The sequence below is a fragment of the Pseudoalteromonas sp. SA25 genome, assembly GCF_011378705.1.
In the GTDB taxonomy this organism is placed as follows: Bacteria; Pseudomonadota; Gammaproteobacteria; order Enterobacterales; family Alteromonadaceae; genus Pseudoalteromonas; species Pseudoalteromonas arctica.
In genome coordinates, this window is record NZ_WTKV01000001.1 from 141211 (window position 1) to 162110 (window position 20900).

Below are 20900 nucleotides of genomic sequence, written 5' to 3' on the forward strand. Positions count from 1 at the left end.
CAATAAAAAAGCGAGCTTAAGCTCGCTTTTTTTTATAAACCAACTGGTTTATGTAAAACTAATTACTTAGTTTTTACACGGTCAGCATCAGCTCTGTGGTAGTAAACACCACTTACGTCGATGTCAGCAGCTGGAGAGTTAACAACAACTTTCACGTGTGCATTACCAGTAACACCACTTTCAGTTGCAAAAGCTTTAACTTCAGCAGAAATGTTAGTAGTTGCTTTAGGTGTAGCAGTAGCTGTTAAAGTTTTAGTGTAAGTTTTGCCACCAGCTGTAATATCTACAGTGATTGCACCAGCTACAGAACCAGTGTTAGAAACATTGATTGACTGAGCGTACTGGGCGTCAAACGGCATGAAAACGATGTTTTCGTCAAAGCCATTTAAAGTCCAAGCACCAGCAGAAGCTGAAGGGATAGTCTTAGTAGAAGCAGTACCTGCAGCAGTGTTATACTTGATTGTAGTATCAATCGTGAACATTTGCGTAGGTAAGATCGGCGCTTTAGCGTTTGCTTTACCAAGAACAGTAAATGTTGCAGTCATTGGAGCAACAGCACCAGTAGCAGCTACTGTGATTGCATCGCCAGCAGTGTTAATCGTTGGAGTTGCTAGTGTACCACCAGTTGCACTGAATGCAGCAGCTAGCTCAGCAGCATCAATACCTGCGTCGCCATCGCTTTCCATCCAAGAGAAATCACCCTTGATTACGTGAGTAGCACCAGTGTAAACTGCGTCGTTTGTACCAGCAGTTGCAACAACTGGAGTAACTACTAAAATATCAGTAGTGATTGTATTGTTACCAACAGTGAATTGCTTACGCTCGTTTTCAACGTCAATTACTGCGTCAAGTTTAGTTGTTGGTGAAGAGCTTAACTGTGACTTAGTAGTTACAACAGTAGAAGTTGCTGTACCAACGTTATCAAGATCTAAACCAGTAGATGTTTTTGCAGCGTAAGAAAGTTTAATATCGCCAGCAGCATCTGTTACTGAAGTAGTTTTAAGCACTGCACCAGTTAAAACAAAAGTGTTACCAGAGAAAGTTTCACCTGAAGGAACGGCTGTTACACGAAAAGTAGCTGTAGATGCAGTTTTAGATAGTAGACCTACTGTAGGTGCACTAGTAAAACCCATTGCAGCGATTGACGGAGCAGATGTAGTATCAAACTCAGCACCGCTTAATGTAATTGTGAAAGTGTCACCAGCAGCGTATTCAGCAGCAAGTGTAACTGTGTATGTTGGTACAGCAATAGTTGCCTGGCCTACAGCACCTTCTAAAGATACTACGTTAGGTGTAGCACTAGTAACAGCTGCATTAGCAAAACCAGCAACACTTGTAAGCGCTAACGCTAGTAAAGTTTTTTTAAACATTTTTTATTCTCCAAAAGTTTCATGAAACAGGAACTTTCATTGTTCCCTTTTATATTTATGGCTGACCATGCACCATAGGCCGTCACCTAAGTGACTACTAATCAGACCAAGAGTAGTCTAAACATTGTTAGTTTATTGTCAAGTAATTAACTAAGCTTAAACTAACGGGTTAATTCTACCGATTTACGTACCTATTTACAACAGCAAATAACTCTTTAAAATCAAGGAGGTAAAGTGACGGCAACAGAAAAGCATAGTTTATAATGTTCTTTCAAATTATTAATAATATTATTTAATTTGTAGTTAATAATTTTACTAGCAAATAAATTTAGTAAATATCTAACGTAGTGTAAAAAGTTTATCTACCAACAGATAAATTGCTATAAAAAAATAAATTTAACGATGCTTAATTTGTAAATAATACCATAAAGAGTAATTTTACATCAAAAATAACAACTTAAAAAGCGCTTAATTATTACTTTTTAGTTACATCATCAACTTTATTCTCATCTAAATTAAGCTCTGTTAAACTCATTTTGAACTGGTTGTATGCACTTTCCCACTCTGCCGTTGAATTAACAATACGTGGAGTAACTAATACTACCAATTCTGTTTTATTAGTATTGTTGTCAGTGCCATCAAACAAACTCCCAATTAATGGTATTGTTGAAAAAAAAGGGACGCTGCGATCGCTCAGTGTACTATTTTCGCTGATGAGCCCGCCCAGCATTATGGTTTGCCCATTACCTGCTATAACTTCAGTTTGTAGTGAACGCTCAAAAATAATAGGGTTGCCTTCTGCGCCGCTGCTGCTTGCTTGGTTGCTAATAGATTGCGTTATTTCCATTAGCACTACCCCTTGGGCGTTTACTGTTGGGGTTACTTGTAAGTCTATACCGGTTTCGAGGTATTCTACCGAGGTGCGCGAGCCATTGACCGGATCGGTGACTATATCGCCCACTATAGGTATGCGGTTACCTACCGTAATACTGGCTTGTACGCCGTCGCGCACTGCTAAGCTTGGGCGCGATAACACATTAACATAGGTGTTTTTTTGCAATAAATTAAACTCTAAGCTGCCATTGGTGCCACTTAATACATAGCTTAAGCCTGCGTCGTTGTTTTCAAGGTTAAACCCCCCTTGTTTATTTGCCCCTTGGTTAGTTAAAGCAAACTCAACCCCCTGTTTAAACTCATCGGTTAGGGTGACTTCGGCAATCATCATCTCAAGTACTATTTGCTTTGGCATTATGTCTAGGCGCTTAATCATCGGCAATAAGTTACGGTAAGCATCCCCTGTTGTGTAAAAAATAAGAGAATTAGAGCGTGAATCTACAACCATTTTCATGCCCTCTACGCTTACCGATGCGCTTTGCTTAGGAATACTGTTTGAATTATTTGTGCGGCTATTAACTTGCTGGTTTTGGCTTGCTGCGGAAGTATTGTTACTTAAGCTTTGCGATGTGCCTCCGCCTAAAAGCGCTTGTAAGCTTTCTCCTAAGTCTGACGCTCTGGCAAATTCAGGATTAAACACAAAGTACTGCTCTTGGTTACCATCAGCCGGCTTATCTAACTGCTTAGACCAGTATGCAACACGCTTTATAAAACGTTTATCGTTAGTAAAAAATACGAGTGTATTCGTACGTTCTATAGGCACTATTGAGACGGCTTGCTCGGTTGAGGCGTTAATACTGACCGATATACCCTCTTGTTTCATTAAATTTTGTAATTGCTTGCTTAGCTCATCCACCGGTATAAAGGTTGATTTATACATACCGATAGAGCGGTTTCTAAATGCAGGCTGATCGACCAGTCGCATAAATTCAAGTGCTTTAATTATGTCGCCCCGTTTACCCTTAAACATTATGGCTTGTTGGTCAAACAGCGGAGTAGCACTTACATTTGTTAACTCCCTTATAGTGTTAGCCAATGGTGTTTGCATACCCGATTTAAAAGGTGCAAGTTGCACAATTTCGTTGGAAGTATTTGGTACATCTTCAGGGCTCGCGCCATAACCATAAACTAAGTTACTCGATAAACCATCTTCCGATTTGTGAATATAATAAACACCATCTTGATAGCGAATAAGTATATTGCGCTCTTGCAGCATTTGCTCGCTTAGAGTAAATAACTTACGCTTGCTGAGCTCGTCTTGCAGGTTAAGGGTAACCTGGTCTTTAGAGTTATTTAGTTGCTCACCTAAAATATAATTTACGTTAAGCAGCTCACCAAATACGTAATGCAGGTAATCTTTTACTAACAAGCTATCAGCGGTTAGCTTAACTAACTCAGTGTTACTAAATTGATTGGCTAAATCGGTTTGCTCACTTTGGCTTGTTTTGTTGCTTGCTAATGGTTCTAGGTAAGTAATACCGTGTTGTGCGGCAGTTTTTACAGCCTCGGTACTTGGGTTTTCGTCATCGTTAGCACTTACCGTTACTACGGTATCTTTTTGTAAATACGATGGCTTAGGTGCTATAGCGCTGTTAGTACTTTTACAACCAGCTAATACGCTACTTGCAAGTAATCCTAAAATAAGTGTTTTGCTGTGTTTCATAATTTTTCCGTGCAATAGTGTATTGGGCTATTAACCGCGCTGGTACATTACTAAAGTAATATGTTGCGACGCTTTGTAAAGTGCCACTTGCGTGTTTGACAGTATGCTAAGCGTATACCCTTGTATACTTTCCTCGTTTATATATTTGACGAGTGTTGTTTGCTGCGTTTTAACATTTTTTTGCTCTATAAGTACATAAGGCATAGGCGCAAAAATAACAGCCTTTAGTTTTAGCTCTAAATTACCGGCAAATACACTTAGTAGCTCGCCATTTTGCTCTGCCTGTTGCGCAGCAGTTAAGCCTTGCTCTGTTTGTGTATTTTTAGTGGGCTCCGCGTAACGGCTAAATAACGCGGTAAGCTCTTTGTGCGCATTACTCGATAACAACGGTAAAGGCTGAGTGTTATTATTACCTGTATCAAAGTTGTTTTGCGCATGTGGTGAGCTTTGTATAAAACGCCCGGTAAAGTCGCTTATTAATAACAATATACATACAACAATAGCGCCAATAGTTAATTTTCTCATTGCGCCTCCTGCATTTGTACGTTATTTACATTTGGCTGTTGCATATAAAACGCCAGCTCTATAATTCCATCTACCCTTCCTAGCTGTTCGGCATTTTGACCTTTACTATTTATATTAAAGGTTTTTAGCTCAGCTTTGGGTGTTACGCTTTCAAGCTCTGTAATTAATTTTGTAAAGTCGAGCATTTTACCTTTTATGCTTAACCGTAATTGGTGGCGCATTAGTTGCTTATTTGCCACTAAAATACTAGGCAGCCAATTGCTGGTGTTTATTTGTAGTTGTTGATTAGCAACGGTTTTTTCTATTTGTTGTTGCATGGCCAGTTTAAACTCGTCTTCGGGTTTGTAATTTATAAATAAACTATTAATGGCTTTTAGCTGTGCACTAATACGCTGCTGGCTTTGAGTTATTTGGGTTTGGTTAGCAATTACATTTTGCGATTTACTTACCCGCTTTTGTAAATTAGCTAAGTTAGCTAACTGCTCGTTTTGCCAATCAAATAGTGGTACAACAATAAATTTTAACACTATTAATAATGCAAGTACGCCCAGCGCTATTTGTTGTTTAGGCTGTTTCATGTCAAACATGGTTATTCAGCCTCGCTTATTGGGTTGCTTACCATTGGCTTTGCCTGATCTTGTAGGGTGTTAAGTGTAAAGCTAATTACAAAGCTCTCGCCACGGCGCTCTTTACGCGATGGGTAGTCAAACTTGGCATTATTTACACGAGGGTTGTTTATTATTATTTGTAGGGCGTTGGTGGCTTTATCGGCGTTGCCACGTAATATATAGCGGTTATCTTCAAAGCGTATATTACTAAGCTCTGCGGTGGTAAGCAATTGCTGCAACACAAAAAATAATGAGCTGGCTATTTGCTGATTACTCGTAAATGTTTGTAAAGTGCTGAGCTTGTCGCTTGATGTTTGAAACTGTTCAAGAATTGTAAGCGCTTGGTTAACATTGCTTTTATTTTGTTCGAGCTGACTTTGCAAACTTTGCATTTTATACACTAAATAACCACTTGTTAGCGCCCCATAAGCAATAAATAGCACAGAAATAATAACGGCTATTTTTTTAAACTGCCCTTTACTAACCAGCCCACCGGGAAGCGTAAAAAATGAGGCTAATTGCTTTATAGGCAAAACCTTTAAGCCTTTTATAAGGGTGTGTGCATAATGCGCTGGCTCGTTAATATTAATAACGTGCTTGCATGGTACGCCAAACATGGCAGCAAAACGCTCAGGGCTATTAATAAGCGGGCTTGATAAGGCCGAAAACACACTTTGTTGATGCTGCGTAGTAAACAATGCACTAAAAATATGAGTACTGACTACTTGTTCGGCCGCAAGTGTTTGACTAATTAATACGGTTTCGGGCAGGTTTAACCACGCTTTAGGCAAGTTTGTAAAACGCCAATGCGTTACTTTGCTTTGATCTTGTTCAAGGGTGTTAATAATATAAGCACTATGCGTATTAGGTTCGCTATAAGCTGTTTGGCTGTTAATTTTTATTAAATTTACAAGCTCTTTTTTATTGCTTATAGGGTAATTTTCACTTTGCTCTGAGTAGTGTTTACGCCCCACAATTTGTATTAATGCTGTAATTGCGTTTAAATCGCTATTAGCCGGCTCTAAGGTAAATTGCTGTTGGTTATTTAGTACAAAGCGGTGGGGCTTATCGCTGTAGTAAACTACATTTTTGCACAGCCATTTTTTTATCCACAATGTTAGTTTACTTTTTATCATTAAATGCTCTACTGCGCCTTAACTGCCACTATGTTGACCACTGGCTTGCCTGTTGGTTGCAAATGGTAATAAATTACTTTCTGTATGCTTGCATCGCCCACATGAGCTTGCAAGGTTACTTTAAATAAATTTGACGGATATAAAATAATATCTTCACTTTCACTAAAGCCCGTTACTTGTGCAAACTCTTGCACTGTTAAGTGTTTTGTATTACGCAACATAATAACATGGGCTGCTACGTCGCTACTTAATAATGCGTTAAGCAGCGAGTTGGGTGCATTCATGGGGTTAAACGCCCCTTTTTTATATTGTGTTGTGTTAGCTTGCAGCGCATTTAGTTGATCACTTTTCAAGCCTAAGTGCTTAAGCTCGCTTATATCGTGAATAGCGGCATGACGCGCGGTTATATTACTGGGTAGGTAATCGGAGCGCGTATCTAAGTTTTGCCAATCTATTATTTGCTGCGAAGTTAGCTGCGCATCATAATCATTTAAGCCACTGTAGGTCAATAGTTGCCTTAACCGCTGCTTGTTTGGGTAATGTAAATTAAGCAGCCCACGTAAATCTTGCAGTGTTACAGTTACTTGCTGGTTATAGCTAAATGGGGCTCCATGAAAGTTCCAATTGTTTGTAAGCACATTATTACTTTGGTTATTTTTATTGGCTTGCTCTGGATCTTTTTGTTCAGTAAGTAATGCATAAAGTACATTTGCTTGTGCGTTATGTAGCTCTACATAGGCTTGTGCTTTGTCGACCATTAAAGTGGCGTTATGTACCTGATTACGCGCCGATTGGGTAAAGTATAAAGCAAGTATTGAAAGTACGGCCACAATTAACAGTACTTGTACTAATGCTATACCCGCTATACCCGCTATACCACGCTGCATTAAAAGTCGCCCGTTTGCATGTAATTACTAAACCAGGTGTTTGCTTCTTTATCTAACTGGCTATAAAACGTAAGTGGTTGCTGGTTTTTAATTAAGGTGACTCTTATTTTTTGTGGTGTTAGTTGCTGGTCGATCCCCGAGTAGCTATTTTGCCAAGTGGGTAAAACACCGGGAGTTTGCATTGCCATTTCATCTAGGTTTTTCCAGCCAAAATAATTTATATTAACTTCATCTAGGTTGGTTAATAATACTTTTTGTTGGGTAAACTCTATATTTTGTTCGGTATTAATAAGCAATAACTCACTACCGGATATAGCTTGATAAACTAAATTATATTTTCCGCTTGGGGTTTGCACGGCAGTTAACCTAAATATTTCGGGGTTTTGCGTATCTATAAGGCCGCGCTTGGTAATGGCTAACAAACTGTCACTGCCCCCTACAAAAAACATTTCGGGGCGACCTTTTTTATTTTTAATTAAGTAAGGCTCTACGCCATCAAGCGTGTTTTGTAATAAGTAAACGGCCTTAGTTTGCGCGGCATTTTGCTCAAAACTACCTAACTCTTTGTTCCAACGTGATGCTAATTGCATATACACATAGTTGCCAGTAAACATAAGTAACGACAGTAACGTAACCGATATTAGTAATTCTATTAAAGTAAAGCCTTGCTGCTTACGCATCGTGCCAGCTCACTTCGTTAAATGTGTAATTTTTTACAATGCCATGGCTATTAATGACGAGGGTTACTTGCCATAGTTTAAATTGCGTTTTTACTGAGTTACCCTCACCAAACTCCAGTGCCATTGTGGCATCGGTAATTGTTTTTGTTTGTTGTACGTTTGCTTGCCAAGTGTAAGTACTTTGCCATGCATTGCCTTGGCCGTTTAGTTGTGTTTGCTCGGCGCTTGCACTTTGTACTTGTTGTTTTATTTGGCTTAATAATGCGGGCACATTAGCCACTATATTAACGTGGTTACTGGCTTTTTCGCTTGATATAAATGCGCCACGGTAAATTAGCGACACGGCTCCCATTGCCATAAATAAAATAATGGTGGCAACTAACAGTTCTATTAAGGTAAAGCCGCTACTGTTTTTATTTTTCATTTGCTGGCTCTAACAAAATAGATAATGGCTCATTTCTAAAATGCCCCTCAATGTGCTCTGGAGTTACAAAGCCATTGGCATTAAAATTAATCCACTGCTGAGTAAAGCTTAACGACTCCAGCGTTTTAGTTTTAACTAATATATTACTTGGTTTTTGATATAAGTTTAAAGTATTACCTTTGAGTTCTAAGGTGTAATTTTGTTGCTCTATAAATGCCTGAAAACCTATGTTTTTAATCCATTTGGTTGTGCTTAATAGCTCTGTTTTAGCCTCAGTTTTGTCTACCGCTTTAATAGATATAGGCGCAACTATAGCAAGTAGCAAACCTACAATACTAAGTACAATAATAAGCTCAATTAGGGTAAACCCTTTATTAAACCTATAACCAACTAAATGCATTTAAAAACCTACGTCGTTTAACGAAACCATGCTCATTAGCATTACTACAACAATGCCACCTACAAACCCGCCCATAAATAAAATCATGAGTGGCTCTATTAACGCGGTCATGTTATCGGTCCATGTTTCAAAGTCCTGACGAGAGCGATTAGCTATTTCTTCAAATACAATATCGAGGTTTCCTGACTCTTCGCCCACTTCTAATAATGATATATAAAATGGTGGATACAATGATGTTTGTTGCAGTGCGGGGGTTAGCTGGCTACCACGCTTAACTTTTTTACGGGCTATATTCATTTCGTGATTTAACACGTGATTTTTAATATTACCGGTTGAAAGTTCAAGCGCTTGGTCGATAGGTACACCCGCTTTAAGCATTAAACTTAAACCGCTGTTAAAACGAATTCGTTCTACGGTAATAGTGGCGTTGGCAATAACTGGTAGCTTTAGTGCCGATTTATGCCACCACTTTAAAAATGCGGGCTTGTTAGAGGCCCACATAATTGCTGGCACAATAGCGATTATTCCTAATGCTAATAGACCTTGGTATTGGTTCATCCATGCACTAATAGAGAGCATAACTTCGGTGTACCATGGCATGGTTTCTAGCTGGCTAAACATGTCGGCCATTTTAGGTATAATAAAATTAAATATAAAAAATATACTTAGTATACATACAAATAAAATAACGCAAGGGTAGGTAAGCGAGCCAATAATTTTACGTTGTAACTCGCGTTTAAATTTTAGATCTTTAGCGAGCCCTGCAAATATTTCACTTAAGTTACCTGAGGCTTCACCCAATTCAATTAAGTTACAATAAAGGTTATCAAAAACGTCGGGATGCGCCCTACATGCCTGCGATAGGCTACTGCCTTTTTTTATTGTATTACTTATATCGCCTAACATTTTTGCCAGCGCAGGTTTTGCTTTTGTGCGCCTTATAATGTCGAGGCCACGGTCGATTCTTACACCTGTTGCAAGCAATAAACTGAGCTCGGCGGTTAAAAATTCAAGATCAGACAACGATATTTTACTATTAAACGATAGTCCAAACGATACTTGCTTTTTTTCTTCGGTTACTTCGAAGGCAAGTAACTTTTGGGATTTTAGCTTAGCAAGAGCATCTTGCTGATCGATGGCATCTATTTGCCCATGCGACTTAGCACCCGATCCATCGTAAGCTTTGTAATTAAATAGTGGCATTAACCAGCAACCCTAATTACTTCTGCTATGGTAGTTTGGCCAAGCACCGCTTTATATAAGCCATCTTCTAATAATGTACGCCTATTTAGGCTTTGGTTATGCTGCTTTGCTTTAGGGATAAAGTCGGCATTTTTGGGCATGGCTTTTATTTCACTGTCGCAACGTAAATACTCAGTTACAGCCATACGCCCTTTATAACCGGTTTGGCTACAATGATCACAGCCTTTACCATATTTTAATTCAATACTTGGTAGTTCAAAACGTTGAGCAAAGTTATTTAAATCGTATTTTTCTATTAGCTGTTGTGCGTTTGGTTCTGATTCTGAGCAGTGGGCACATATTTTACGTGCTAGACGCTGCGCTACAATTGATACTAATGCGGCGTTAAGTAAAAACTCTTCAACCCCTAAGTCAAGTAAACGTGTGTATGCGCTTGCAGCGTCGTTAGTATGCACCGTACTAAATACTAAATGCCCCGTAAGCGCCGATTGCAGTGCAATTTGAGCCGTTTCTTTATCGCGTATTTCACCTAACATTATTATGTCGGGATCTTGTCGTACTACTGAGCGTAAACCTGCCGAAAAGTCAAAACCTATATCGCTATTAACCTGCACTTGGTTTATACCCGGCAATTGGTATTCAACCGGGTCCTCTAGGGTAATAATTTTTACATCGTCGTTATTTAACGCATTTAAAAAGGTATATAAGGTGGTGGTTTTACCCGACCCTGTAGGGCCTGTAAGTAATACCACTCCGGAGGTGGTTTTTATGTCTTCTAAAATCAATTGATTTATATCTGACGATAAACCAAGAACTGACATGTCGTAACGTACGTTTTCTTTGCGTAAAAAACGCATTACTACCGATTCGCCGTCGTTTAATGGAAGTGCCGATACACGAATGTCGATTTCTTGATTGGCAATTTTCATTTCTATTTTGCCGTCTTGCGGACGGCGTTTTTCGGCTATATCCATACCCGAAAGTATTTTTAATCGAGTTATTATTGGTAATTGCTTGCGAGCTGATATTGTTTCAGCTTCGTGCAATACTCCATCTACACGAAAACGTGCGCGATAGCGCCCTTGATACGGCTCAAGGTGCATGTCGGAAGCACCTTGACGCAGTGCTCGGCTAATAAGAGAGTTAAGTAAGTTTACCGTTGGTGCTTCTGTTGCTAACTCTTTAAGGCGCTCTTCTTCGTCAAGTGGGTTGTCGTCAAAAATATCCGCTGTGGGCTCTTCGTATTTAGCTATTAGCAGCTGTATATCAACTTCATTTGCTATAAATAAAGAGTACGCTTGATTATTTTTAATTAACCATTCGTTCATTACTTGGTTTAGCGGGTCTTTACAGGCAAATTCAATATGCTGAGCTTCTTCGCTAATAGGCACCCAGTTTTGCGATATAAAAATATCAAGTATTGGTTTATCTATCATTAAAGGAGCAAAGTTTGCATATTGGTCATTGGTAAATAAAGGAATATCTAAGTATTCACTTAGCAATAATGCAACTTGATCCTCTGGCAAACTTCCCATATTAACGAGAATCTGTTCAAGTCGGCCACTGTATTTTGCTTGGTAGCTTGTTGCACGTTCAAGATCGTGCGGATCGATGCTAAATTTGTTAAGCAGTAGGTCATATAGTTGCATTATTGATGAATGATGTCCGCGTTATTTTCTGTGCCACCTTCTTTGCCATCACTGCCATATGATTTTAAGCTGTACGGATTACCTTCTGTACCTGGTACTTTATATATGTATGGGTTTCCCCAAGGATCTAGCGGAACATCTTTTGGCAAATAAGGACCATCCCAACGAGGCTCATCGCCTTGGCGTAGCTGCGATAGTTCTGTTGGGTATTTACCTAGGTCAAGACGATAAGTGTCTATTGCTGTTTCAAATGATGACATTTGCGCTGCTGCAATTTTTCTCTCAGATGAACTTAATTTTGAGAAAAACTTAGGTGCTACTAACGACATTAGTAAACCTAAAATAACAATAACAACGAGTAGTTCCATCATTGTAAAACCGTGATTCTTTTTCATAACTCTCTCTTAATTCACTTATGCTTAATGTTTTTTCGTCTTAAAAATCGTGCTACTTTCCAGCAATGTTGTAATGTTAACGCATAAAATACAAATACAAGTATAAATAACGCTAACATTAACCACTCCGGCACTTGGAGTATTTCACCAAGGATTCCAATTGAGCTCATAATAACTGCAAAGAATAATATGAGACTTAAAGCTCGACGAGGGCTAAAGCCTACTCTCATAAATATATGATGCAAGTGATCTCTATCAGCATGAAATGGAGACATTCCCTTTCGAGTGCGACGAATTATAATTGCCATCATATCCATTAGCGGTACTGCAATAATCCAAAGAGCAGTTACAGGCCTAAAAGCAGATTCACTTGCCTGTGTGCTTACCATTAAAAACCAAATTACACTTAAACCAATAAACATGGAACCAGCATCACCCATGAATATTTTTTTATTTTTATGGCCTTTGATACCTAAGTTAAATGCAAGATAAGGCGCCACAGTGGCTATGATAATAAGGGGTAAATAAGCAAAAGCATAATTACCGCTAAGTAACATTAAAATAAATACAGAAAGCAGCGTTAATATACTAAGTGAGCCTGCTAATCCATCTATGCCATCTATCATATTAAAGGCATTTATACAGGCTATGACACTAATTATCGTAAATATAATACCAAACCAGCTTAAGTTAACGTCACCAAAAGAAAACAGGTCTCCAAGGTTTTCTATATATACGTCACTGCCAAAAATCATCACTAATGCAACGATTACTTGTATACATAGCCGTATTTTCACACCAAGCTGACGATAATCGTCGACCACCCCCAATACAACGATTGCACCGGCACATACTAAATAACTAATAATCTGTGTTGTTAATGGATAAAAAGTTATAACAGATATAAATACGGCTAAAAAAATTGATAAACCACCAATTAACGGTATTGCTCCATCATGTTGCTTTCGATTGCATGGCGTGTCAACTAAACCAAATTTCACAGCTAATGGTGTTATAGCGAATATAACTACGTACGAAAAAACAAATGCAAAAAACAGCATAACAAGTTCAAATATCATAGCGAAGGCCCAATTTCTCTTTAGAAATATACTTCATGTTTACAGCGAACTAATAGCAGCTAATGCTACACCCATTTGATAAAGGATTTGTGTAGCTGTACTCCACATAGTTAAATTATCTACGTGTTCAGTATCTAATGGTACAACAATTGTATCTCCAGGGTTTAAATGATCCGCTTTATTTGCAGCAAACCATGACCCTTCATTTGGCACTTCAACTAAACCACTGGCTTTAATTATATATATACGGTCTTCATCTGCACGCTGTTTATACCCACCACTTCTATTAATATAATCATCAAGAGATAGACCCGCATTATAAATATGCGAAGTTGCAAAATTAACTTCTCCGACCACACTTATACTGTTACTTTTTGTAGGAATGTAAAGTACATCTTGATTTTGTAATGGTAAATGCTCTTTACCTCGCTCAATAGCTGGTAAATCTATAACCAAGCGCCCAACGGCTCTAACTTTTGCTAAGTCAGTAATTAAGCTATCCATATCTTTATAACTAAGAGATGAATCTGTTATAGAACTGTTAAAGCTTTTTGTAGCTATATCTCGCCTTAGGTCTTCAGATAATTTATTAAGTTGCTGCTGCTCTTGAAATCGAATAGATTCGCGAGTAAAAATTGCCCCCTGAGGATAAGAGAACTCAGTAAAACCACCAGCCCTTTGTAATACACTAGTTAAATCTTCACCTTTACGTATACTATAAACACCAGGGAAGCGAACTTCGCCAACAATTTCAATTTGTAAATCTTTTTGCCAATTCGGTATTGGATAAATACTGATTGAATCTTTACTTTGAATTCCAAATTTTTCGCTCGTATCGCTTGCAAGTGCTTCATTTAAATTTATAGTTACATGCTCTAAAGAACTTTTTTTCTGATTGTCATAACGCGTAATTTCTGCTTTATCTAGGTATGTTGACTCTTTTAAACCTCCGGCTGCAAGTACAGCTTCTTTTACTGTTGCATTTACTGGTAGTGGATAAATTCCACTAAAGCGAACTTCCCCACGAATACCAAATATTTTAACATCACTTCTATATGTTGATTGTTGATTAAGCTTAGCAACAATCGGCTTTAATAACTTTTCACGGCTAAAAGCAGCATAATCACTTTCTTTTAGCTCTTTTTCCTGATTATTAAGAAGGTCGGTAATACTAGTGATTTTTTTACTTTCTTCTTCAGCTAATTGTTCTGCTAATTCTTTTTCTAACGAGCCGCCTAAATCGATAAATTCATAAAATTGTTTCTCTTCATATTTATTCCACAACTTTATTTTTTCGCGTAATTCTAACTGCCCTTTTGTAAGAGCAAGTGTTTTCAAAGCTGTTTCTTCTTCATCTTTAGTTTGAAAACGACTAAAAACTACAATTATATCTCTTGGCTGTAGTTCTATATTACTTTTACTATTGTTTTTTGATGCTTCAAGAGGAGAAAACTGGTGTATTTCTATATCACCTTTTTCATTAAACTCTCTAACAACTAGTGCATAGTCGTAATCAGCTGTTGGTAATAAGTCGCTTTTAATAGATGTAAATAATCGACTGATTTTATCGCCTTTTGTCCAAGAATAATTACCTGGATAAGTAACTGCTCCTAATAATGTTACTGCATTATCAAGTTCATCACTTGATGCTGGGATTTTAATTGTATCACCATTTTTAGCTATATATTGTGTGTGTTCAGTCAGTTCTAATTGCAAAATAGTTTTAGAGCTATTACCAGTGAAGCGCTCAACAACAGTTTTTTGCGGATAAGCTTGTGCATTTAACCCCCCGGCCATGGCAATTAAGTCGTCAATTGACTCTGAACCTTTTAGTTCAAAAATAGCAGGGCGACGAACCTCACCACTTACTGTTACTTGCTTTCCTACTGGTGGAATAAATACAACATCACCAGGTTTCAAATTAACATCATCTGAACTATCACCTTTAATAAGAAGATCATATAAATCAAGAATTTGAATAGTTTCTCCTGCGCGTTTTAATTGAATATTACGTAATGAACCTATATCAGAAAGTCCACCACTTACAAATAATGCATGCGTTATTGATGATAAGGAAGGGATAGTATAGGCACCTGGTTTATAAGCTTCACCTAAGACCATAACCCTAATTGTTCGAGTTTTCCCCATTGAAACAAATGCTTTTACGCCTATCATCTCTTGTTCTATTTTATTTTTTATTAATTCAACGACTTCATTATATTGCATACCAGCAACATTAACTGGTTGCAACTTGTCTATTGCTAAACGGCCTTCTCTATCAACTATAACTTCATCATTAAATGACTCTTTACCATATAAATTGATAGTAAATGAGTCACCAGCGCCAACTACATAAGTATTTGGAACTAGTGCATTTTCAGAAGGTGTAAAGGTAGTTGGTTCACCAGAAAATAACTCATATCCAAATGGCTTTATTTCTTCTTCTTTGGGTTTGAACTTTTCTTCATCAGTTAAATTTTCAGTACCCTCATTGTCTGAATCTCGAGGTAATATTGAACGACTTTCTTGATCTCTATTTTCTTTATCCTGAGCTTGACCACCATCCAAAATACCTAATGAATCTAAATCGATACCGTACTTTTCAGCTAATGCTTTTTGCTGTGCCTTTGGTAGTTTTTTAAATTGCTCTAGTTGTTGCTCTGTTGGTGCAACACCCTGACCACTACCTTGCGAAAAAGATGGCGTAGCAATTGAAAATACAAGCAATACCGTAATTAATTTAATTAGCTTCACAAAGTTTCCTTCCAGTAAAATAAAGATATTCGCGGCATACTACATCATTTTTTAGGTAAAAAAAATGGGTAAGCATGCTTACCCATTATATAATTTTAAATGGTATTAAAAACTATAAACCAACGTGAATGACGTTTCAGTGTCTGTACTTTCTTTGTCGTCAGCAACATCTGAGTTGTTAGTGACATTAAAAGCGACTTTCATTTGTAATGAGCCGTTTATTTTTGCAAGCAATGCAGTTTCTGAACGAGTTTTAGTGTTTGTATCACCATACTCTACAGCAACTAATTGAGTAAAACGTGCACTCTCAGAAATTTGCCAGTTGTAATCTAATTTACCTAAGGCAATTACTTCGCCTTCAAACTCGCCAGCAAGAGAGTTACCGTTATCATCTATTTCAGTGCTGTCATCTGGGTATTCAAAATATTTATAACCAGGACCAACTTCGGCACTTAACCACATTGTTTTTTCGTTTAATAAACGTAGACCGTAACCTGCAGAAATTACTGACTCACTTCTATATGCTCCAAAATAATCTGAAACGTGTGAACCATAAATGAATAGATGAGAATGATCTTCATTTAATTTGTAATTACCTTGCGCTGAAATCGAGTACTTTTCATTTGTGCGCTGCTTATTTTTGTCGCCATTCGCATCTTCAACTTCATCTTCTTTGTAGATACCATCTAGCTTGTATTCGTTGTTCCAGTGTTCAAGGTTGTGCTGTACTTTAATACCACCTTTGAGTGTGGTCGTTTCTGTATTACCACTTGTGATAATAGCACCAAGTTCACTGGTAACTTCCCACGTTTTTTGATCTGCGTCTGCAGCGAATGCATTTGTTGCAGCAGATGCTGCAACTAAAACTGATAAAAGCTTTAATTTCATTAAAAAATAACCTTTGTATAAATGTATATCTATTTTATTAAAGCATTACTTGTTAGAGCAAGCTAAACAGCTAAGTAATAATGTAAAAAATTTCATGCAGCAAATACTGCATGAAATTTTATGTCTAATAGCCGTTTTATCACTAAAACAATTAAAGATAACTTTAATTAAATAACTATTTAAAATTAGTCTTGCTTGTGTAAATGAACATCCATTTGTGGAAATGGGATTGCAATATTTGCATCATCTAATGCAATTTTAATATTTTCCATTAATGACCAGTAAGTAGGCCAGTAATCAGCAGCGTTAACCCAAGGGCGAACAACAAAGTTTACGCTAGAATCACCTAGCTCAGATACAGCTACTGTATAAGCTGGGTCTTTAAGTATGCGTGTTTCTGCATCTAATACAGATTTTAATACTTCTTTTGCTTGACGTAAATCAGCATCGTAACTAACACCAATAACTAAATCGATACGGCGAGTAGACTCACGCGAGAAGTTAGTAATAGCGCCTGACATTATTTGAGAGTTTGGTACGATGATTACTTTATTATCTGGAGTACGAAGTTCAGTTGAGAATATTTCGATTTTCTTAACAGTACCCATTTTATTACCTGCTTCAACAAAGTCACCAGACTTGAATGGGCGAAGTAAAATAATAAGTACGCCTGATGCGAAGTTAGATAATGAACCTTGTAATGCTAAGCCAACAGCTAAGCCTGCAGCACCTAAAATAGCAATGAACGAAGTTGTTTCAATACCAATTTGCGAAAGTGCCATTAAAATAGTAACAGCAAATACAAGTGTGTACACAATGCTTGAAACAAACGACCCTACAGCTTTATCTACTTTCTTTTTAGCAAAACCTTTTTCAGTTAAGTTAGAACAAAACTTAGCGATACGACTACCAAGTAAAAAGATAACAAGCGCAACAACAGCTTGTATACCGTAGTGTAAGATTAGGCCTGAGTTATCGTTAAGCCAATTAAGTACTGAATCCATATTTACTCCAAATGTTTTTATTAAGCGTTTTCCGAGCATTATTATACATTAATTTACAATTTATTCTCATAGAATAATAAATTAATACTATTAAAGTCGCCTATATTCGATTTTTCGCGAAGGTTATGCGACAAATATGTTACCTGATCCCCGTAAATATTAGCTGTCCAACACTGATTAAATTTGTTTATTTAAATTATTTTAATTTATTTCACTTTTAGACTTCACAACATTTATTATTTTATGTATTATGCGCGCCACACCAAACAAGGTGTGTGTAGTGGCGGTTGTAGCTCAGTTGGTAGAGCCCCGGATTGTGATTCCGGTTGTCGCGGGTTCAAGCCCCGTCAATCGCCCCACTTTTTCTCCTAGTAATACCCTTATTTATATTTTAATAATTCCCCTAAATTATATTTTTTAATATTCTATACAGCATACCTAAGCTTTGTTACCCAAATTAATTAATATTTTAAGCAAAATTAGTTTATCAGCAACCTCTCCCTTTTTAATTAGTTTAACTTGAAGATTTATTAAGCAAGTATTTAGCCTGCAATTAAATAACATTTATTTAACCAATGTGATTACATTGGCTGTACTTAAGTACAAAAAGTGCTAGATTTCTAGTACTAATACCAAACCTGCATAAATATTTGAGCAACTTAACGAATTAAATTTCACTAAAACGTTGTTAAAAATTTTTATTTAGAACAACTAGATACAAAAATTTTCGCCTAGTTCTAGCGTGATTTTCTTAACGTTAAATAGACCTCACATATAAGCAGATTGGTATAACATCACTTTATTACAAAACATCAAACTTCCTATGGGATATAAAATTAAGCATGATTAAACAGCTTTTAAGAAATTTACTATGTAGTTATTTGGCCTTAATAAGTTTTAGCTCATTGGCTCAAATCAATGATGAATATGATAATCTACTGATTGAACTGCAAAAATTAGTTTTTGAAAAGAAATATACTCAGGCTTACGAAAAAAGTAACAGTGAATTTCAATACTTAGGTGAGCCTGTTTATGATTTTTTACTTGGGGTCTCTGCGCTTAAAACAGGAAATGCGGCACCTGCTGTATTTGCTTTTGAACGCGTGGTTGAAAACAACCCTAGATGGTATGAAGCTCGCTTGTACTTAGTTCGTGCTTATTTAACCGTTAATAATTTACCTGCTGCCGATACTCAAGCTTTAATACTGATTAACTCACCTAACACACCTAATAACATAAAGTTTTCGGCACAGTCGTTACTTGATACAACCACACTTAAAAAGCAAGAAGCTGGGCGTTCTTATAAGCAAAATATTGAGCTTGCACTTGGCGTTGATGGCAACGTAAATGCGGGTACGGCAGAAAATACGATTATAATTCCTAATATTGGTGAATTTTTATTATCGCCAGAAAGTAAAAGTACGCAAGACAACTATGCGCGACTAAATTACAGAGGAAAGTACTCTCACCCCATAGATCAAAAAAGTTTAATCACTTTGAGCGTTAATACCGGGTGGTACAAGTTTGCAGAACTCAGCCAATACGATCGTATAAATACGCATATTAGTGCTGCCTATCAATATAAACAAAATGACATAAGTTGGTTTGCACAAGTATCGACGACTCCATTAATGCTTGATGGCGATCTTTATCGTACTGAATCAGCTTTAACAGCAGGTGCTAGTTATAAGCTGAATACACAAGTTAATTTATTTAGCTCTGCGACTGCGGGTGTTTTAAACAATAAATTTGATGAAAAGCTCGATAACTCATTTTATGCGATAAATGCGGGTGCTAGCTACGCAACTCGAAATTGGTTTCAAAGCTTAAGCATTAACGCTAAAAATGAAGAAGCCGATATTACTGAAGGTGAATTTAATAGCCGTAATATTACGAGTTTATACTACCAAGTGAACACTCAACCAGCTCAACATTGGCAGTTGTTATCTCTTGCTGGATACCAATGGATTAATTATAAAGATGATCACCCTTTATTTTTACAAGAACGTGCCGATAACCTCTTTATGTTCTCAACTTCTGTTCGCTACTTAGTTAATCGTGATTTAGCAATACAGTTGGCTGCCAACTATCAAGATAAATCCAGTAATATTTCTTTATTCGAATATGACCGTTTAGATATCAATTTAAGCGCTTCTTACTCATTTTAATTTAAGGTATTTATGAAACATTTACTCCCTGTAATTACCACTTTACTTTGTGTAAGTTTTTATACACAAGCAAATGATCCTGCTGGTAAAACTATTTTAGCGCGAGGCTCTGTACTAGCGGTTGATGGAAGCTCTGAACAACAACGGCAGTTGCAGCGCAGAGATACCGTTTTTGGTGTAGATCGCATTACGACTGGAGAGAAAAGCAAAGCGCAATTTTCAATGTCGGATGGTGGTTTAATCGCTTTAAAAGAAAATTCAGAACTAAATATTGCTAACTATGAATTTGATGATAATACCCAACAAGGTTCTGCTTCTATTGAGTTACTTAAAGGTGGTTTACGCTCTATTTCGGGTGTGATTAAAAAAAATGGCGGCTCTTATAATGTAAAAACCCCTGTTGGCTCTATTGGTATACGTGGAACACATTTTGAAGTTCAGCTCGTTGAAGGCAATGTGTTTTTAGCTGTATGGGATGGCGCAATAGATTTAACTTTGGAAAATAATAGCGTGGTTTCTTTGGGTGATAACGAGGCATTTTCGTTTGCACAAATTACAGCCTCTGGTGAAGTATTAAAAACGACGCGTGCGGCACGTGTGTTTGATCAAAATATAGTAACGATCGACCCTAAAGATGACAACGAAGAAGAGACTGAACAAGCATCTGTAACTGAAGTTGAAGTAAATGCTTTTGAAGCAGATACAGATACTATGGATATATATTCTGAACAACAATTTCAAACAGTTAGCAGCGCATCTTTAGTCGATCAAATAGCTCAGCGCCAAGGTGTATTTAACTATGAAGCATCAAGCTTTAATGTAAATTCGAGTGTGGGTGCTGTTACTGACTTTGCTATGACTATGGCTGTTGATTTTGATAATGGCACAGTGCCTGATGGCGAAATTAGTTTTAATGACGCGGGCGGAAATTGGTATGCGGCTTACAGCGGTTTAATAAATTTAAGCGAACTTGACTTAGCCGTTACATTTGCATCCCATGGCAACAATAAAGCCGAGGGCGATGTTGATGCAATATTTTTGAATGACTTAGACAATATTACTGGCAACTTTAATCTTAACGAAATAAATAATCCTGATGTAAATGCTAGCGGTTCTTTTAAATTAGAACCATAAACACATTGGATACAAAGCTTTTATTATGGAGTATTTAAA

General features: G+C 37.2%; 18 protein-coding genes and 1 tRNA gene. 3 read left to right on the plus strand and 16 right to left on the minus strand.

Features of this window, described 5'->3' with window-relative positions; all coding sequences use genetic code 11:
* Window positions 1–62 precede the first annotated feature (62 nt).
* The 16 genes from GQR45_RS00740 to GQR45_RS00815 form a co-directional block, all read right to left on the minus strand.
* Entirely contained in the window at window positions 63–1370 is a 1308-nt protein-coding gene (locus tag GQR45_RS00740; protein ID WP_165724808.1) for a hypothetical protein, read from the minus strand.
* 475 nt (window positions 1371–1845) lie between these two features.
* Window positions 1846–3927: a secretin N-terminal domain-containing protein gene (locus GQR45_RS00745; protein ID WP_206008472.1), complete on the minus strand. Its 2082-nt coding sequence runs from the start codon at window positions 3925–3927 to the stop codon at window positions 1846–1848.
* Between the two features lie 30 nt (window positions 3928–3957).
* Window positions 3958–4452, minus strand: coding sequence for a hypothetical protein (locus tag GQR45_RS00750; protein ID WP_165724810.1), 495 nt, complete (start codon window positions 4450–4452; stop codon window positions 3958–3960).
* Window positions 4449–5039 (minus strand): GspMb/PilO family protein, encoded by a 591-nt coding sequence (locus tag GQR45_RS00755; protein ID WP_165724812.1) that lies wholly within the window; start codon window positions 5037–5039, stop codon window positions 4449–4451. Before GQR45_RS00755 ends, GQR45_RS00750 begins: the two co-directional genes overlap by 4 nt.
* Window positions 5040–5041: 2 nt before the next feature.
* Complete coding sequence (locus GQR45_RS00760; RefSeq protein ID WP_165724814.1) at window positions 5042–6196, minus strand: hypothetical protein; 1155 nt, start codon at window positions 6194–6196, stop codon at window positions 5042–5044.
* An 8-nt stretch (window positions 6197–6204) separates the two neighbouring features.
* A complete protein-coding gene (locus GQR45_RS00765; RefSeq protein ID WP_165724815.1) occupies window positions 6205–7083 on the minus strand; it encodes a type II secretion system protein GspK in 879 nt (292 codons plus the stop codon).
* Complete coding sequence (locus tag GQR45_RS00770) at window positions 7083–7763, minus strand: prepilin-type N-terminal cleavage/methylation domain-containing protein (protein ID WP_165724817.1); 681 nt, start codon at window positions 7761–7763, stop codon at window positions 7083–7085. The genes GQR45_RS00765 and GQR45_RS00770 overlap by 1 nt, the downstream gene beginning before the upstream one ends.
* A complete protein-coding gene (locus GQR45_RS00775) occupies window positions 7756–8187 on the minus strand; it encodes a prepilin-type N-terminal cleavage/methylation domain-containing protein (protein ID WP_165724818.1) in 432 nt (143 codons plus the stop codon). Before GQR45_RS00775 ends, GQR45_RS00770 begins: the two co-directional genes overlap by 8 nt.
* Window positions 8177–8587, minus strand: coding sequence for a prepilin-type N-terminal cleavage/methylation domain-containing protein (locus tag GQR45_RS00780; protein ID WP_165724820.1), 411 nt, complete (start codon window positions 8585–8587; stop codon window positions 8177–8179). Before GQR45_RS00780 ends, GQR45_RS00775 begins: the two co-directional genes overlap by 11 nt.
* On the minus strand, window positions 8588–9790 hold the full coding sequence (locus GQR45_RS00785; RefSeq protein ID WP_165724821.1) for a type II secretion system F family protein: 1203 nt from the start codon (window positions 9788–9790) through the stop codon (window positions 8588–8590).
* Window positions 9790–11439 carry a GspE/PulE family protein gene (locus GQR45_RS00790; protein WP_165724823.1) on the minus strand — a complete coding sequence of 550 codons (1650 nt, stop codon included), beginning with the start codon at window positions 11437–11439 and terminating at the stop codon, window positions 9790–9792. Before GQR45_RS00790 ends, GQR45_RS00785 begins: the two co-directional genes overlap by 1 nt.
* Window positions 11439–11834, minus strand: a complete 396-nt coding sequence (gene gspG / locus GQR45_RS00795; protein WP_165724825.1) for a type II secretion system major pseudopilin GspG — start codon at window positions 11832–11834, stop codon at window positions 11439–11441. The genes GQR45_RS00790 and gspG overlap by 1 nt, the downstream gene beginning before the upstream one ends.
* A gap of 14 nt (window positions 11835–11848) precedes the next feature.
* Window positions 11849–12913 (minus strand): UDP-N-acetylglucosamine--undecaprenyl-phosphate N-acetylglucosaminephosphotransferase, encoded by a 1065-nt coding sequence (gene wecA / locus GQR45_RS00800; RefSeq protein ID WP_165724826.1) that lies wholly within the window; start codon window positions 12911–12913, stop codon window positions 11849–11851.
* A gap of 39 nt (window positions 12914–12952) precedes the next feature.
* A complete protein-coding gene (locus GQR45_RS00805; protein ID WP_346774186.1) occupies window positions 12953–15667 on the minus strand; it encodes an SLBB domain-containing protein in 2715 nt (904 codons plus the stop codon).
* A gap of 105 nt (window positions 15668–15772) precedes the next feature.
* The gene (locus GQR45_RS00810) at window positions 15773–16555 is read right to left on the minus strand and encodes a DUF481 domain-containing protein (protein WP_007582317.1); all 783 of its coding nucleotides are present in this window, start codon (window positions 16553–16555) and stop codon (window positions 15773–15775) included.
* A 185-nt stretch (window positions 16556–16740) separates the two neighbouring features.
* The gene (locus GQR45_RS00815) at window positions 16741–17559 is read right to left on the minus strand and encodes a mechanosensitive ion channel domain-containing protein (protein WP_007582322.1); all 819 of its coding nucleotides are present in this window, start codon (window positions 17557–17559) and stop codon (window positions 16741–16743) included.
* Window positions 17560–17842: 283 nt separating this feature from the next.
* Here GQR45_RS00815 and GQR45_RS00820 point away from each other — a divergent pair.
* The 3 genes from GQR45_RS00820 (at window position 17843) to GQR45_RS00830 (ending at window position 20861) form a co-directional block, all read left to right on the plus strand.
* Window positions 17843–17918, plus strand: a tRNA-His gene (locus GQR45_RS00820).
* Window positions 17919–18401: 483 nt separating this feature from the next.
* A complete protein-coding gene (locus GQR45_RS00825; RefSeq protein ID WP_165724827.1) occupies window positions 18402–19727 on the plus strand; it encodes a surface lipoprotein assembly modifier in 1326 nt (441 codons plus the stop codon).
* A gap of 12 nt (window positions 19728–19739) precedes the next feature.
* Window positions 19740–20861 carry a FecR domain-containing protein gene (locus tag GQR45_RS00830; protein WP_007582324.1) on the plus strand — a complete coding sequence of 374 codons (1122 nt, stop codon included), beginning with the start codon at window positions 19740–19742 and terminating at the stop codon, window positions 20859–20861.
* The last annotated feature ends 39 nt before the right edge of the window (window positions 20862–20900 follow it).

Bases quoted from the DNA above. Each gene is read 5' to 3' on its own strand.
- GQR45_RS00740 (WP_165724808.1), bottom strand. From the start codon at position 1,370: ATGTTTAAAAAAACTTTACTAGCGTTAGCGCTTACAAGTGTTGCTGGT.
- GQR45_RS00745 (WP_206008472.1), bottom strand. From the start codon at position 3,927: ATGAAACACAGCAAAACACTTATTTTAGGATTACTTGCAAGTAGCGTA.
- GQR45_RS00750 (WP_165724810.1), bottom strand. From the start codon at position 4,452: ATGAGAAAATTAACTATTGGCGCTATTGTTGTATGTATATTGTTATTA.
- GQR45_RS00755 (WP_165724812.1), bottom strand. From the start codon at position 5,039: ATGTTTGACATGAAACAGCCTAAACAACAAATAGCGCTGGGCGTACTT.
- GQR45_RS00760 (WP_165724814.1), bottom strand. From the start codon at position 6,196: ATGATAAAAAGTAAACTAACATTGTGGATAAAAAAATGGCTGTGCAAA.
- GQR45_RS00765 (WP_165724815.1), bottom strand. From the start codon at position 7,083: ATGCAGCGTGGTATAGCGGGTATAGCGGGTATAGCATTAGTACAAGTA.
- GQR45_RS00770 (WP_165724817.1), bottom strand. From the start codon at position 7,763: ATGCGTAAGCAGCAAGGCTTTACTTTAATAGAATTACTAATATCGGTT.
- GQR45_RS00775 (WP_165724818.1), bottom strand. From the start codon at position 8,187: ATGAAAAATAAAAACAGTAGCGGCTTTACCTTAATAGAACTGTTAGTT.
- GQR45_RS00780 (WP_165724820.1), bottom strand. From the start codon at position 8,587: ATGCATTTAGTTGGTTATAGGTTTAATAAAGGGTTTACCCTAATTGAG.
- GQR45_RS00785 (WP_165724821.1), bottom strand. From the start codon at position 9,790: ATGCCACTATTTAATTACAAAGCTTACGATGGATCGGGTGCTAAGTCG.
- GQR45_RS00790 (WP_165724823.1), bottom strand. From the start codon at position 11,439: ATGCAACTATATGACCTACTGCTTAACAAATTTAGCATCGATCCGCAC.
- gspG (WP_165724825.1), bottom strand. From the start codon at position 11,834: ATGAAAAAGAATCACGGTTTTACAATGATGGAACTACTCGTTGTTATT.
- wecA (WP_165724826.1), bottom strand. From the start codon at position 12,913: ATGATATTTGAACTTGTTATGCTGTTTTTTGCATTTGTTTTTTCGTAC.
- GQR45_RS00810 (WP_007582317.1), bottom strand. From the start codon at position 16,555: ATGAAATTAAAGCTTTTATCAGTTTTAGTTGCAGCATCTGCTGCAACA.
- GQR45_RS00815 (WP_007582322.1), bottom strand. From the start codon at position 17,559: ATGGATTCAGTACTTAATTGGCTTAACGATAACTCAGGCCTAATCTTA.
- GQR45_RS00825 (WP_165724827.1), top strand. From the start codon at position 18,402: ATGATTAAACAGCTTTTAAGAAATTTACTATGTAGTTATTTGGCCTTA.
- GQR45_RS00830 (WP_007582324.1), top strand. From the start codon at position 19,740: ATGAAACATTTACTCCCTGTAATTACCACTTTACTTTGTGTAAGTTTT.